The organism is Streptomyces sp. NPDC025651 (assembly GCF_055558735.1).
Genome location: NZ_JBVHLZ010000003.1, coordinates 590309 through 603317, shown reverse-complemented (window position 1 = coordinate 603317; position 13009 = coordinate 590309). Strand labels below are relative to the sequence as shown.

The window sequence follows — 13009 nt, the reverse complement described above, 5'->3', positions numbered from 1 at the left end:
TGGGGCCGGGCTCAGTCGGCCGGCTTGCCGGGCTCGTCGTGCGTCGAGCAGTGGATGCCGCCACCCCCGGAGGCGATGGTGTCGATCCGGACCGGTACGATGTCGCGCTCGGGGAAGTGCTCCCGCAGGATGCTCTCGGCCCGCTTGTCGGCCTTGCGGTCCCCGAACTCCGGCATGAACACGGAGTCGTTGGCGACGTAGAAGTTCGCGTACGACGACACGAAGTCGTCGCCCTCGCCGGTGATCTCGTACAGGTCGGGCTGCGGCAGATCGATCACCTCGAAGGGCCTGCCCTTGGCGTCCGTCGCCTTGCTGAGCACGGCCTTCGCCTGGTCGGCCGAGCGGGACCAGGAGTCGGCGGGCGTGTCGGGGTGCGCCCGGTCGAGCAGCACCACGCCAGGTGCGGTGAACCGTACGAGGCTGTCCACATGCGCGTCGGTGATGTCCTGGCCGCGCACGCCCGCGAGCCAGATCACCTTCTTGATGCCCAGGGTCTGCTTGAGCTCGGCCTCGATCCGGTCCCGGCTCTTCCCGCGGTTGCGGTTGTCGTTGACGATCGAGCTCTCGGTGACGAGGAGCGTGCCCTCGCCGTCGGTCTCGAAGGACCCGCCCTCGGAGACCAGGGGCGCCTTCCTGCGCGGGATGTCGTACTTCTCCAGGAGAGCGCGGCCCACCTGGGCGTCGTGGGGGTGCTCCTGCTTGCCGCCCCACCCGTTGAAGTTGAAGTCGACGCCGGTGACCTTGCCGTCGTCCTCCACGAAGACGGGCACGGTGTCGCGGGCCCACAGGTCGTCGACGGCCAGCGGGATCACCTCGACGTCGCGCCCGCACGCCTTCCGGGCCGCCTTCACCTGGTCGGGCCGGGCCATCATCACGACGTACTCGTACTCCGCGATGGCACGGGCGATGCGGGCGATGTCCTCGCGTACGGAGGGGAGGTCCGTCTCCCACACCGACTCCAGGGCGGGCCACGACATGAAGGTCCGCGCGTGGCTCTCCCACTCGGCACCCATGCGCAGGCCCTTGGCGGCGGGGGCATCGGCGCCGGTGGCCTCGGCGCCGGTGGTGCACGCGGAGCCCCCGAGGACGACGGCGCCGATGCCGGCGAGGCCCCTGAGAGCCGAGCGGCGGGAGGGGAGAAGAGGGGACACGGTGAGCTCCGATCAGCGTGTGAGAACAAGTTAGCCGTCGGGGCCGGGTGGTGCGCGGCGGGCGCTCGTCCAGCTCTTCGACCTCCTCGACTGTGACACGGACTGAAAATTCAGTCAAAGATGTCCTCGACCGTACGTCGTACGAGATCACCGGGCCGGATGCCGCCGGGTAGGGTTCGGACGCATGGCGCCTCGCACCACTCAGATCCTGGAAGCCGCCGCACGGCTGATCGCCCGTAGGGGCGTCCGCGGCCTGCGCGTCGAAGAGCTCGCCGCCGAGGCGGGCGTCTCGACCGGGCTCATTTACTACCACTTCAAGGACCGCACCGGGATCCTGCGGCACACGCTGGAGTTCATCAACGACCGCGCCGAGCGCTACACCACCGGCCGTGCGTTGGATGCCGAACCGCTGTCCCCCCGCGAGGAGTTGGAGGAGGTGCTCCTCCTGGAGCTGCAGGATGCCCCGGAGGTGAGGGAGAACAGCTCCGCCTGGGGGGAGCTGCGGGCGAGCGCGGTCTTCGACGAAGTGCTGCGGGAGGACCTCGCGAGGGCGACCCTGGTGTGGGTCCAGGAGGTGGCGGCCCTGCTCGGCCGGGTGCGGCCGACCGCCCCCGCGCCCGCCCTGGCCGCGGCGGGGGAGCGGCTCACCGCCCTGCTCGAAGGGCTCAGCATGCGCTGGCTCAGCGGCGGGCTGCACATCGACCATGCGCGGGATCTGATGCGCGGGGCCATCGATGCCGAGCTGGCGCTGCTGGGGGAGAAGTAGTCGGCCACGACTGAAAATCTGGTCAGCATGTGCTGGTCGGTGGAAGTCCGAGGTGGCGCAGCCTGGCTGATTTCCCCCTTGCCGACGCCGGGGTGCGGCGTTAGGCAGGGGCCTGTTTCATCGCTCAATAAGGTTAGGCTAACCTCTGCGGCGTGCATGTAGGCGATGAGACCACCGCGGCCACGGGCCCCCAAGGTCATGAACTCTCGGCCACGGGCGTCACCGTGGCGTACGACGGCGTCGACGTCGTCCACGACGCCTCGATGACGCTGCGGCCGGGCGAGGTGACCGTCCTCGTGGGCCCGAACGGCAGCGGCAAGTCCACCCTGCTGCGCACGCTCGCACGGCTGCAGCGGGCCAGGACCGCCACGCTCGTCATCGACGGCGACACCGACGGCCTGGCCCTCGGCCCCCGCGAGTTCTCTCGCCACGTCGCCCTGCTCACGCAAGGGCGCCCCACCCCCAGCGGCCTGACGGTCCGGGACGTCGTCGAGTTCGGGCGCTACCCGCACCGGGGCCGCTGGGGCAGGGCCGACCCCGGAGGGCGGGCCGCCGTCGACCGCGCGCTCGCCATGACCGGCGTCGCCGACCTCGCCGAACGCGGGGCCGAGCACCTCTCCGGCGGACAGCTCCAGCGCGTCTGGCTCGCCGGCTGCCTCGCCCAGGAGACCGGCGTACTCCTGCTCGACGAGCCAACGAACCACCTCGACCTGCGCTACCAGGTCGAACTCCTCGACCTCATGCGGGACCTGGCGGACGATCACGGCATCGCCGTCGGAGCGGTCCTGCACGACCTCGACCAGGCCGCGGCCGTCGCCGACCGGATCCTCCTGCTCGACGCGGGACGGATCGTCGCGGACGGCGAACCCGAGGACGCCCTGACGCCGGAGCGGCTCACCGACACGTACGGCATCCGCATCGAAGTCGACTCCGACCCCCTCACCGGCCGCCTGCGCACCCGCGCCATCGGCCGCCACCACTCGCGAAGCGAAAGGCTCAGCACCACCTCATGAGACGCCTCCTGATCACCGCGGCGGCCGCCACCACCGCGGCCCTCGCCCTGACGTCCTGCGGCACCACCGAGCCCGCCGCCGACGACGCGAAGAAGAACGCCGAGTCGATCACCCTCACCGACGGCACCGGCACGAAGGTGAAGCTGAACGGCCCCGCCAAGAAGGTCGTCGGCACCGAGTGGAACGCCGTCGAGAGCCTGATATCCCTGGGCGTCGAGCCGACCGGCGTCGCCGACGTCAAGGGCTACAAGACGTGGGACACCGCCGTCCCGCTGAAGAACGACCCCAAGGACGTCGGCACGCGCGGCGAGCCGAGCATGGACACCATCGCGTCCCTGAAGCCCGACCTCATCATCGCGACGACCGACCTGCCGGCCGCCGCCGTGAAGCAGATGCGCAAGATCGCCCCGGTCCTCAACCTGCGCCCCGCCGACGCCGCGGACCCGATCGGCCAGATGACGAAGAACCTCGACCTCCTGGCCGAGGCCACCGGCACCACCGAGCGGGCCACGAAGCTCAAGAAGGACTTCGAGGCGAAGCTCGCCGAGGGCAAGAAGGCACTCGCCGACGCCGGACGCGGCGGCGCGAAGTTCGCCTTCGCCGACGGCTACGTCACCGGCAACCAGACCTCGATCCGCCCGTACACCAGCGGCTCGCTGATCGGCGCCGTCAACGAGAAGCTCGGCCTGAAGAACGACTGGTCGGTCAAGGGCGACAAGGCGTACGGCCTCGGCTCCACCGACGTCGAGGGCCTGACGAAGCTCGACAAGGACGTGCGGTTCGCCTACATCGGCAACGACGACGACAAGGGCAGCAACCCCTTCACCGGTGTCCTGAAGAAGGACAAGGTCTGGACGTCCCTGCCGTTCGTGAAGAAGGGCAACGTGCACCGGCTGCCCGACGGCATCTGGATGTTCGGCGGCCCCGAGTCGATGAACAACTACGTCGACTCGGTCGTCGAGGCACTGAAGAAGTAACACCATGGCCGTCACCGCAACCACCCCCGCCACCCGTCCGTCGACAGCCGCCTCCCGTACGGGCGCGGCCGCGGTGACGGCCGCACTGGTCCTCCTCGTCGCCGCGCTCGCGGTCGTGGACATCACACAGGGCACGGCAGCCGTCGGCCCCTCCGAGGTGTGGAAGGCGCTCACCGGCAGCGCCGACACCTCCGACGCGTCCGTCGTCGTCGCGTCCCGGCTGCCGCGGATGACCGCGGGGCTGCTCGTCGGCGCAGTCCTGGGCATGGCCGGGGCCGCCCTGCAGGCGGTCAGCCGCAACGTCCTCGCCTCGCCCGACACGCTCGCCGTCAACGCGGGCTCCTACGTGGCACTCGGCATCGCGGCCGCCACCGGCGTCTCGCTGCCGTTCCTCGCCTCCTCCGGCATCGCCTTCGTCGGCGGTCTCGCCGCGGCGGCCGTGGTCCTCGGCCTCTCGGGGCTCGGCGCGGGCACGGTCCGCCTCGTCCTCGCGGGCAGTTCCCTGACCCTCGGCCTCCTGGCCGTCACCGAGGGCCTGCTCCTGCTGTTCCCGCACGAGACGGAGGGCCTCTACAAGTGGAACCAGGGGAGCATCGCGCAGAACGGCTTCGACGGCGTCCTGCAGATGCTGCCGATCGCCGTCGTCGGCCTGGTCGGTCTGATCCTGATCGCCCGCAGGGTCGACGCGCTGGCCCTCGGTGACGACGCCGCGCACGGCGTCGGCGTGCCCGTCCGCTCCACCCGCGTCGTCGCCGTCGTGCTCGCCGCGCTGCTCTCCACCGCGGCCGTCACCCTCGCCGGGCCCGTCGGCTTCGTCGGACTGTGCGCGCCCGCGCTCGTCCGCCCGCTCGCCCGCAGGTTCCGTACCTTCACCCGGTCCCGCGCGCGGCTGCCGTTCGCGGGCCTGACCGGCGCGGCCCTGGTGCTCGGCTCCGACGTGCTGCTGCGCGCCGTCGTGCCCTCGGACACGGCGGTCGCCGTGCCCACCGGCGTCGTCACCAGCCTGGTCGGCGCCGTCTTCCTGATCGTCATGGCCGCGCGGGCCAAGGACACGGCGGGTGCCGCCCCCGACGACCGGCTGCGCATCCGCGGCAGGACCGCCTTCGTCGTCACGACCGTCGTCCTGGTGGCCGTCCTGATCGGCCTGGCCATCGCCGCCGTGCTCGTCGGCGACAGCAAGCTGCTCCTCGGCGACGTGGTCAACTGGGCGCAGGGCAGGGCCGGTCAGACCGTGTCCTTCGTCCTGGACACCCGGGTGCCGCGCGTCACCGCCGCCCTGCTCGCCGGTGCGGCGCTCGCCCTCGCGGGCACGCTCATCCAGGCCGTGACGCGCAACCCCCTCGCCGAACCGGGCGTTCTCGGCGTGACCAACGCCGCCGCGGTGGGCGCCGTCCTGCTGGTGACGACCGTGCCGACCGCCGGTTCGTGGAGCATCGCCGCGGGCGCGTTCGCGGGCGCCGCGATCGGCTCGGTCGTCGTCTTCGGCCTCGCGGCGCGGGGCGGGTTCCAGCAGAACCGCCTCGTCCTCGTCGGCTTCGGCGTCGCCACGGGGTCCACGGCGATCATCAGCATGCTGATCATCCTCACCGACCCTTTCAACGCGACGAAGGCGCTGACCTGGCTCGCGGGCTCCACCTACGGGCGGACCCTGCCCGACGTGGTGCCCCTCGCGATCGTCCTCGTCGTGGGCCTGGCCCTCGCGGTCACCCGGCGCACCGAACTCGACCTCGTCTCCCTCGACGAGGACACTCCGCGGCTGCTCGGCCTGAACCTGAGCCGCGGCCGCCTCGGCTTCCTCGTCCTCAGCGTCCTGCTGAGCGCCACGGCCGTGGCCGCCGCGGGCACGATCGGCTTCGTCGGCCTCGTCGCACCGCACGCGGCCCGCGCCCTGGTGGGGCGTCAGCACGCGCGGGTGGTGCCGGTCGCCGTGCTCCTCGGCGCGATCCTCGTGTGCACCGCCGATCTGGTGGGCCGCACGGTGATCGCACCGGCCCAGCTCGGCGCCGGCCTCATGACGGCCGTGATCGGTACGCCGTACTTCCTCTACCTGCTCGTTCGCAGCCGCCGCTAGCCGACCGTCGGCAAGGGGCGGTTCGCCCGGGTTTTGTCACGTGCGTGGCTAGACCTCCGCCCCTCGCCGGTTCACGGTGGTCCCTCCTGACCGACCCATGCGAGCGGAGGGACCCAGCGATGGAACGAAGACGATTTGTGGCGGGGACGATCGGTGCCTTGTCGGGGATCGCGCTCACCGCGGGCACGGCACGGGCCGACGCGCCCCCACCCCGCGCGCCAGGCTGGCAGCCCGTCCCGGCACCCGGCAGCAACCCGCCCGCGCAACTGCGCCGCATCGCCGTCGCGGGACCCCGGCTGGCCTGGGCCGTCGGCGAGGAAGCACCCGCCCCCACGTCGCAGGTACGGGCGCTGGCCATGGTCTGGGACGGCAGCACCTGGACGAAGACCGACCTGTCCCACCTGACGTACACGGGCCGCCTGGGCGACGTCGCCGGGGTCTCGGCCCGTGCCGCGTGGAGCGTCGGTCTGCCCACCGGGGACGCGAGCCCCCTGCTGCGCTGGGACGGAACCACCTGGCGCGAGGTCGACTACCCCGGCAGGGGCGAACCGGGCGTCAGGCTGCTGGCGTTGGCGGTCGGCCGCGACCGGCGGGTGTGGATCAGCGGCACCAAGGACGGCGCGGCCCGCCTGCTGCTCCGCGAAGGGCGGCGGTGGCGGTGGCTCGACCCGCTGCCGGTCCCGAGCGCCAACCTGTACCGGGTCGTGGCACGCACCCCGAACGAGATCTGGGCGTGCGGCGACCAGGCGTCGGGCTGGGGATGGTCGGGCCTCGTGGCCCGCTGGAACGGGACCTGGACGGTCCTGCCCCCGATCACGGGCCTGCGTCTGGGCATCGCCGACGTGCACGCCGCCGCCGAGGACGACGTCTGGGCGGTCGGCACCGAGGCCGGCGCGGGCGGCCCACCCGGACGCCCCGGCAACCCCGCCCTCGCCCACTGGGACGGCACGGCCTGGACGCGGGTCGAACCCCCCTTCACCATCGGCGCGTTGAGCGGCATCGCGGGCGACGCGAAGGGCCGCGCCGCGTGGATATCGGGCTGGAACCACCAGGACCAGAGCCGCAGTACGTATCTGCGCAGGGACGGCGACACCTGGACCATGGTCCGGGGCCCCGCGGGCCCGGCGCCCGCCCCGTACCTCAACGACGTGACGCGCGTGCCCGGCACCGGAGACTTCTGGGCGGCGGGCATGACGAGCCCCAGTCCGTACCCGCCGACGCAGGCGTACACGGAACGCCTCGTCACCTGACGCGTCGCGACGCCAGGTGGCCCGGCCGCCCGCGCCGAGCGGTCCCGCCCGCGGGCGGGGGAAGCGGAGGCGGGCGAGGCGGGTGACGACGGGCGGCAGCAGGGCCCGCCCCGCCTGGGCCGGGCGTACCCGGGCAGGGGCGTGGCCGGTCGTACGACGCCGCTTCGCGGTGTGCCAACTCGACCCCGTCCGGCGCCGTTGGAGCCTCGTCGTGCGCGGTGCCACGCTGCTGGCGCCGGTGCCGCACACGGCGTACTGGCCACGTCGCTGTGGATGTACTACGGGGGCGATGTGGTGGAGGCCGCGCCGGCCGTGGCACTGGGCGTGACGTGGTACGACGCCGCAGGACGTGCGCGAGCCAGGGCGCGAGGTGGCCGATTGCGTACGACGGCGGCCGCCGCGTCGGTTCCACTCCGCGAGGCCGGGTACTCGCCGCCGCCCGGGACCCGGCCCCCAGCCGAAGAGACCGGCCCCCGAGCCGAGGAGACCCCATGGGCTTCAACCCTCTCGACCACCAAGGCATCCCCCTGGACCGCCAACTGCGCACCTGGCGGGAGCTCGACGTCGAGCCCGTCGACCCCGACCACGGCGACCCGTACACCAAGTGCCGGATCATCGCGATGAACGGCATCGAGGTGGAGGCGGTCCTCTTCAGCCACCAGTTCGCCCGGCACTGTCCCGATCCCGAGGTCAAACGGCAGCTGGCGGAGGTCCGTTACATCGAGCAACAACAGCAGAAGGCCGTCAACTGGCTGCTGCCCGGCCTCGCGTCGGTGCTCGAGACGACGATCTCCTACGAACAGGTGGCGGTCGACCTCACCGGATGGATCGCCCGCCACGAGCCCGATCCCCGTCTGAAGCAGGCGTACGAGTTCGGGGTCCTGGAGGACTTCGACCACCTGTACCGGTACGCCAACCTCTACGAGATGATCGAGCACCGCAAGGCGGAGTCGATCGTCGACGGGCTCACCGAGGTGATGCCGGGTCGGCCCACCAAGTTCCACCACCGCCACCCGGCCGACAACGTGCGTGATCCCTACGACCGCACGGCGGTCGACCCGATCTCGCGCCTGCACGCGCTGACGATCATGGCGGCCGAGCAGCAGACCATGAACTTCTACATGAACGTCGGCCCCCAGTACATGGAGCCGATCGCCCGTCAGCTCTACCAGGAGATCGGGCTGGTCGAGGAGGAGCACGTCACCCACTACGAATCGCTGGTCGACCCGGGCGAGACGTGGTGGGAGCAGCTCGTGAACCACGAGTACAACGAGTGCTATCTGTACCACTCCTTCATGGCGCAGGAGCCCGACCCGAAGGTGAAGACGATCTGGGAGCTCCACCTGAACATGGAGCTCGAACACCTGCGTATCGCCTGCGACCTGATGCGGCGTCATGACGGCCGCGACGCACGGGAGATCCTCGCGCCGGAGCTGCCGAACATCCTGACCTTCGAGCAGAACAAGCAGTTCGTACGCGATCTCCTCGACACCCAGATCGACCTGACCACCCTGGGCGCGGGCTACGTCAGGGACGCCCACGAACGCTTCGGGAAGCTGCAGGAACGGATCCACGGCGGGGAGGAGCCGCCGAGCGAGCGCGTGATGGCCCAGCACCGGGAGCTGTTCGGCCGCGAGTACCGCGTGGAGACGGACGGGGCACACCCCGACGTCGCCTCGCGGGAGAGGAGCTGAGATGGCCGGGATCGCGGCGAGCGACGCCGATGTGGTCGCCCTGCTCATGCGCCAGCACGGTGACATCCGCAATCTCTTCGACGAGGTCGAACGGACGGCCGGGGACGAGCGGCGGGCCGCGTTCCGCAGCCTGGTGCGAATGTTGGCCGTCCACGAGACGGCCGAGGAGGAAGTGATCCACCCGTTCACCCGCACGTCCGTGCCGGACGGCGCGCACATGGTGGACGAGCGGCTGGCCGAGGAGCGGGAGGCGAAGGAACTCCTGTCGCGCCTCGACGGCATGGACACGGACGACCCGAAGTTCCTGCCCGAACTGCTGACGCTGCGCACGGAGGTGATGAAGCACGCCCGGTCCGAGGAACGCTACGAGTTCACCCGCATACGCCGCCACGCGGACAAGGCCCGACTGGCCTCGATGGCCACGGCGGTGCGCACGGCCGAGGCCATGGCCCCCACGCGCCCCCACCCCGGCACCGAGTCCGCGGCCAGGAACCTGGCGCTCGGCCCGATCAGCGCCCTGGTCGACCGCACCCGGGACGCGGTGCGCAAGGCCCTGGGCAAGGACGGGTGACCGCCGCCGCGGCCGTACTCCGGTGCGGGACCGGCTGAACGACGGCACGACGGGGCAGGAATCGTGCCATGCGTACCTCCAGGAAAAGAAGCAGGGCCTCGCGGCTGCTCGCCGGACTCGGTGCCGCCGCGCTCGTGGTCACCGCACTCACCGGAGCGCGGGCCACCGCCGGCGAAGCGGCCGCGCCGGCCGAGGCCGAGCCCAACGACGCACCCGGATACCTGCAGGTCTACGACGCCAACGTGGAGAACCTGCCGACGTCCGACGAGACGTCGCCGCCCCAGTGCGCGGGCGACTGGCACGACCTCATGTACTACATGCGCACCCAGGAGTTGAAGCCGGACGTCTATCTCGTCCAGCAGCTCAACAACAAGGCGCAGCTGGACCTCCTCCTGGAGCGGATGGAGACCCACTTCGGGGAGAAGTACTCGGGTGTGCTCGCCGAGAACGACCCGGTGCCCTCCGACCAGAGCGCGGGCGGCGAGTGCTGGAACTACAAGAAGCGCCAGACCAACGCGGTGATCTGGCGCACCGACCGGCTCGAACTGCTCAAGTCCGCGTCGCCGGACAACCGTTGGCAGGCCCAGAACTGGGACGGCTCCACCTGCGTCAACAACGACCAGGCGCGCACCAAGGGCGTCAAGGCCCTGCTGCGCGACCGCGTCTCGGGCAAGACGGTCACCGCGGCGTCGTTCCACTGGCCGACCGTCAAGCACGGCGGCGGCCCGTGCACCGTCTCCAACATCGAGGAACTGTCCGCCGAGTTGACCGAGGACGGCTACGACAGCGACCCGACGCACGGCGCGACCGACCTGTACGTGGCCGGCGGTGACACCAACGCGCACGAGAAGAAGGACGGTGCCTGGCACCCCTGGTACGCGGCGGCGAACGCGGACATCGGCGGCAGGCTCGGCTTCCGTGACGCCGTGTACGCCGACTGCGCCACCCGGCCCGATCCCGACGGCTGCCGTGCGGACCGGTGGACGCTGATCACCGAGTCCCACCGGCGGGTCGACTACCTCCTCGGCCGGAAGCCGGGCGGCGCCCTGCCCACGATGACCGACGTGGTCGTCCCGACGTTCGACGAGGGCGACCGGGCCGACGAGGTGATCACGGGCGACGGCGACAACAACGCGCTCGACTACTCCGACCACCGCGCGGTCGGGGCCCGTGTGCACTACTGATGAACTGAGCCGGGTGCCCGGAGGGCAACGTCCCCTCCGGGCACCCGACATGACCCCGTACGGCCCAGAGGGATCAGACCCGGTCGGCCGCGATCAGGACGTACTGGAAGGAGCCGTCCTTGTAGGAGTTGATGAACGCCTCCTCGATCCCCGTCACCAGCGACGACGTGGCCCGCAGCTCCCAGTACGGCAGCGTGTCGGGCGTGAGGTCGATGACGGCCTGCGGCACTAGGCGGTTGTCCGCCATGGCGCGCAGGTACTCCCGGCGCGAGTGGATGTTGCACTCGAAGTGCGCGTTGATCTGGGAGACCCACTTCGAGGGCTGGCCGTAGCGCGGATTCCAGCAGCCGGTGATGGTCACGTAGCGACCGCCGACCGCGAGGACGCGGGAGTGTTCGGCGAAGAGGTCGTCCAGGTCGACGTACATGCTCGACTCGTTGTTCCACGAGGCCGCGGCCTGCCCGGTCTCGAAGGGCGTGGCGAGCATGTTGCAGACGCGGGCGCGCACATGGTCCTGGATGCGGAGTTCACGGGCACGCCGGTTGGCGAACTCGGCCTGCTTGGCCGAGAGCGTGACTCCTTCGACCGTGCATCCGAAGCGCTGGTGCGCCATCACCATCGAGCCGCCGCGCCCGCAGCCGGCGTCCACCAGCGTGTCGTCGCGCCCGATGTCGCCGAGGTGCTCCAGGAGCAACTCCGCCTGCGCGGACTCCAGTCGGTGCAACTCGGCGATCAGCTTCTTCTCGCTCTCGCTGTCCTCGGGGTCGCCGAGGGCGGCGTGATCGACGTCGCCGATGCCGTAGTGGTGGTGGTAGAGACCGTCGACGTCGCCGAGCCGCAGGTTCACGGGTCGGGCCTCCCCGTCCCAGTAGCGGGCGATGTCCCCCTGGTACGGCGTCGCCGGGCCGGGGATCCGCAGGGGGGTGCCGGTGGGGGCGCTGAGTTCGGTGTGGGTCACAGAGGAATCCATTCTCTTACCAGAAGTCGGGCAGGCTGTAGCGGTAGGTGTTCGTCTGGTGCCAGTAGTGGTTGCCGTCGACCCACGCGGCCACGCCGCGCAGGAAGCGCTGCACGCTCGGGACGGGGCACGCGGCGGCCAGGGACGCGGCTTCGCTCTCGAAGTCGCGCATGAGGTCGTTGTGGACCTCGACCGACTTCAGATACGCGTCCCGGTCGGAGAGGCCCTCGCGTTCGGCGATCACGACGGGCAGGTTCAGGTGCCGCCCCGGAGCGTCGAGTTCCTTCGTGTACGAGTACAGGTCGTTCACGATGGTCGTCGCGTTCCCCGCGAGCGCGATGACCTTCTGCATGGCCGGCTGGGCGTGCAGGTCCATCGGCAGTTCGTAGCCGCCGACGGTGTCGGTGATGGTGGGGCAGGGGCGGAAGTTGTTGAACTGGCGCATCGCCAGGTACTCCCACACCTCGGGTACGTGGTCCAGCTGGGCCCAGGCGGCCTCGGCGAGGTAGCCGAGGTGCAGCCGTGCCATGTCGTGCCGGAACCGGTCGGCCTGGGCGGGGGTGCCCGTCCGGACGAAGTACTCCATGGCGGAGCGGTAGGCGCGCCGGGGCGCGTCCGCGTGGAGGGACTCGGCCCACTGCGGCTGGTACTCCGGCGTCGTGTGCACGGGGTCGAGGGCGGTGTGCGCGAGGAGCAGGCGGCCGCCGAGGCCGATGGGTGAGCCGCCGTGGTCCTCGCAGTAGCAGTCGTCCACCGCGTTCTCGGCGACCATCAGGCGGGTGGCGATCATCAGGTGGTCGATCGTGGGCGCGTCCGGATGGCAGGCGACCATGTAGCGGCCCACGGAGAAGCCGTCGAACTGGTCCTCCCACTCCTCCGGGTACAGGGAGACCTCGTCCAGTGCCCAGGACTTGATCCTGCGGCTGACCTCCTCGACCCGGACCGGGTCGGGCGTGGGGACCGGGTGGTGGTAGAGCCCGGGGATCGGAGTGCCTTCCTCGGCGGCCTCGGGCGGCTGCGGAGGCGGCGGTTCCTCCCGCAGGGCCAGGCGCAGCCCTGCCGTGCCCAGACCGCTGGGGCCGCGCAGGACCCGGGCCAGATCGGCGTCCGGGACGGGCGCGTCCGGCGCGGGCAGGACGGGCGGCGCGGGCAGGCTGGGCGGTGCGGGCAGGCTGGGCGGTGCGGGCACGGCCGGTGTCGTGGGCACGGCGGGCGGTGAGGCCGCGGCGGGTTGTCCGCCGACGGCGGCCGTGATGTCGCGGGCGCGGGCCGCCGCGTCGGCGAGGACGTGGGCCCCGAAGCGGGCGGCCGCCTCGGGCAGGCTCGACTGCGGTGGTGTCGGATCGGGCGCGGGCATCCAGGGCTCCTTGGTGG

The 13009-nt window shown here is 71.5% G+C and carries 11 protein-coding genes; 8 read left to right on the top strand and 3 right to left on the bottom strand.

What is annotated here, in order from left to right:
• Nucleotides 1-11: 11 nt before the first annotated feature.
• Nucleotides 12-1151 (bottom strand): agmatine deiminase family protein, encoded by a 1140-nt coding sequence (locus ACZ4D5_RS14945; RefSeq protein ID WP_467772765.1) that lies wholly within the window; start codon nt 1149-1151, stop codon nt 12-14.
• A gap of 184 nt (nt 1152-1335) precedes the next feature.
• Here ACZ4D5_RS14945 and ACZ4D5_RS14940 point away from each other — a divergent pair, with 184 nt between their 5' ends.
• From ACZ4D5_RS14940 to ACZ4D5_RS14905, 8 genes are all read left to right on the top strand, one after another.
• Nucleotides 1336-1917: a TetR/AcrR family transcriptional regulator gene (locus ACZ4D5_RS14940; RefSeq protein WP_467772764.1), complete on the top strand. Its 582-nt coding sequence runs from the start codon at nt 1336-1338 to the stop codon at nt 1915-1917.
• Nucleotides 1918-2069: 152 nt separating this feature from the next.
• Nucleotides 2070-2930, top strand: a complete 861-nt coding sequence (locus tag ACZ4D5_RS14935; protein ID WP_467772763.1) for an ABC transporter ATP-binding protein — start codon at nt 2070-2072, stop codon at nt 2928-2930.
• Nucleotides 2927-3907, top strand: a complete 981-nt coding sequence (locus tag ACZ4D5_RS14930) for an ABC transporter substrate-binding protein (RefSeq protein WP_467772762.1) — start codon at nt 2927-2929, stop codon at nt 3905-3907. Before ACZ4D5_RS14935 ends, ACZ4D5_RS14930 begins: the two co-directional genes overlap by 4 nt.
• A 4-nt stretch (nt 3908-3911) precedes the next feature.
• On the top strand, nt 3912-5978 hold the full coding sequence (locus ACZ4D5_RS14925) for an iron ABC transporter permease (RefSeq protein ID WP_467772761.1): 2067 nt from the start codon (nt 3912-3914) through the stop codon (nt 5976-5978).
• Between the two features lie 119 nt (nt 5979-6097).
• Nucleotides 6098-7228 (top strand): hypothetical protein, encoded by a 1131-nt coding sequence (locus ACZ4D5_RS14920; protein ID WP_467772760.1) that lies wholly within the window; start codon nt 6098-6100, stop codon nt 7226-7228.
• 491 nt (nt 7229-7719) lie between these two features.
• A complete protein-coding gene (locus ACZ4D5_RS14915; RefSeq protein WP_467772759.1) occupies nt 7720-8922 on the top strand; it encodes a hypothetical protein in 1203 nt (400 codons plus the stop codon).
• Nucleotide 8923: 1 nt separating this feature from the next.
• On the top strand, nt 8924-9493 hold the full coding sequence (locus ACZ4D5_RS14910; protein ID WP_467772758.1) for a hemerythrin domain-containing protein: 570 nt from the start codon (nt 8924-8926) through the stop codon (nt 9491-9493).
• Between the two features lie 68 nt (nt 9494-9561).
• Nucleotides 9562-10677, top strand: a complete 1116-nt coding sequence (locus tag ACZ4D5_RS14905; protein ID WP_467772757.1) for a hypothetical protein — start codon at nt 9562-9564, stop codon at nt 10675-10677.
• Nucleotides 10678-10750: 73 nt separating this feature from the next.
• On the opposite strand, the gene ACZ4D5_RS14900 is transcribed toward ACZ4D5_RS14905, so the two are convergent.
• Nucleotides 10751-11635, bottom strand: coding sequence for a geranyl diphosphate 2-C-methyltransferase (locus ACZ4D5_RS14900; RefSeq protein ID WP_467772756.1), 885 nt, complete (start codon nt 11633-11635; stop codon nt 10751-10753).
• A 16-nt stretch (nt 11636-11651) separates the two neighbouring features.
• Nucleotides 11652-12992: a family 2 encapsulin nanocompartment cargo protein terpene cyclase gene (locus tag ACZ4D5_RS14895; RefSeq protein ID WP_467772755.1), complete on the bottom strand. Its 1341-nt coding sequence runs from the start codon at nt 12990-12992 to the stop codon at nt 11652-11654.
• Nucleotides 12993-13009 lie beyond the last annotated feature (17 nt).

Excerpts from the sequence above, each read along its gene's own strand:
- ACZ4D5_RS14930 (WP_467772762.1), top strand. The coding sequence starts at position 2,927 with ATGAGACGCCTCCTGATCACCGCGGCGGCCGCCACCACCGCGGCCCTC.
- ACZ4D5_RS14915 (WP_467772759.1), top strand. The coding sequence starts at position 7,720 with ATGGGCTTCAACCCTCTCGACCACCAAGGCATCCCCCTGGACCGCCAA.
- ACZ4D5_RS14940 (WP_467772764.1), top strand. The coding sequence starts at position 1,336 with ATGGCGCCTCGCACCACTCAGATCCTGGAAGCCGCCGCACGGCTGATC.
- ACZ4D5_RS14895 (WP_467772755.1), bottom strand. The coding sequence starts at position 12,992 with ATGCCCGCGCCCGATCCGACACCACCGCAGTCGAGCCTGCCCGAGGCG.
- ACZ4D5_RS14905 (WP_467772757.1), top strand. The coding sequence starts at position 9,562 with ATGCGTACCTCCAGGAAAAGAAGCAGGGCCTCGCGGCTGCTCGCCGGA.
- ACZ4D5_RS14910 (WP_467772758.1), top strand. The coding sequence starts at position 8,924 with ATGGCCGGGATCGCGGCGAGCGACGCCGATGTGGTCGCCCTGCTCATG.
- ACZ4D5_RS14925 (WP_467772761.1), top strand. The coding sequence starts at position 3,912 with ATGGCCGTCACCGCAACCACCCCCGCCACCCGTCCGTCGACAGCCGCC.
- ACZ4D5_RS14920 (WP_467772760.1), top strand. The coding sequence starts at position 6,098 with ATGGAACGAAGACGATTTGTGGCGGGGACGATCGGTGCCTTGTCGGGG.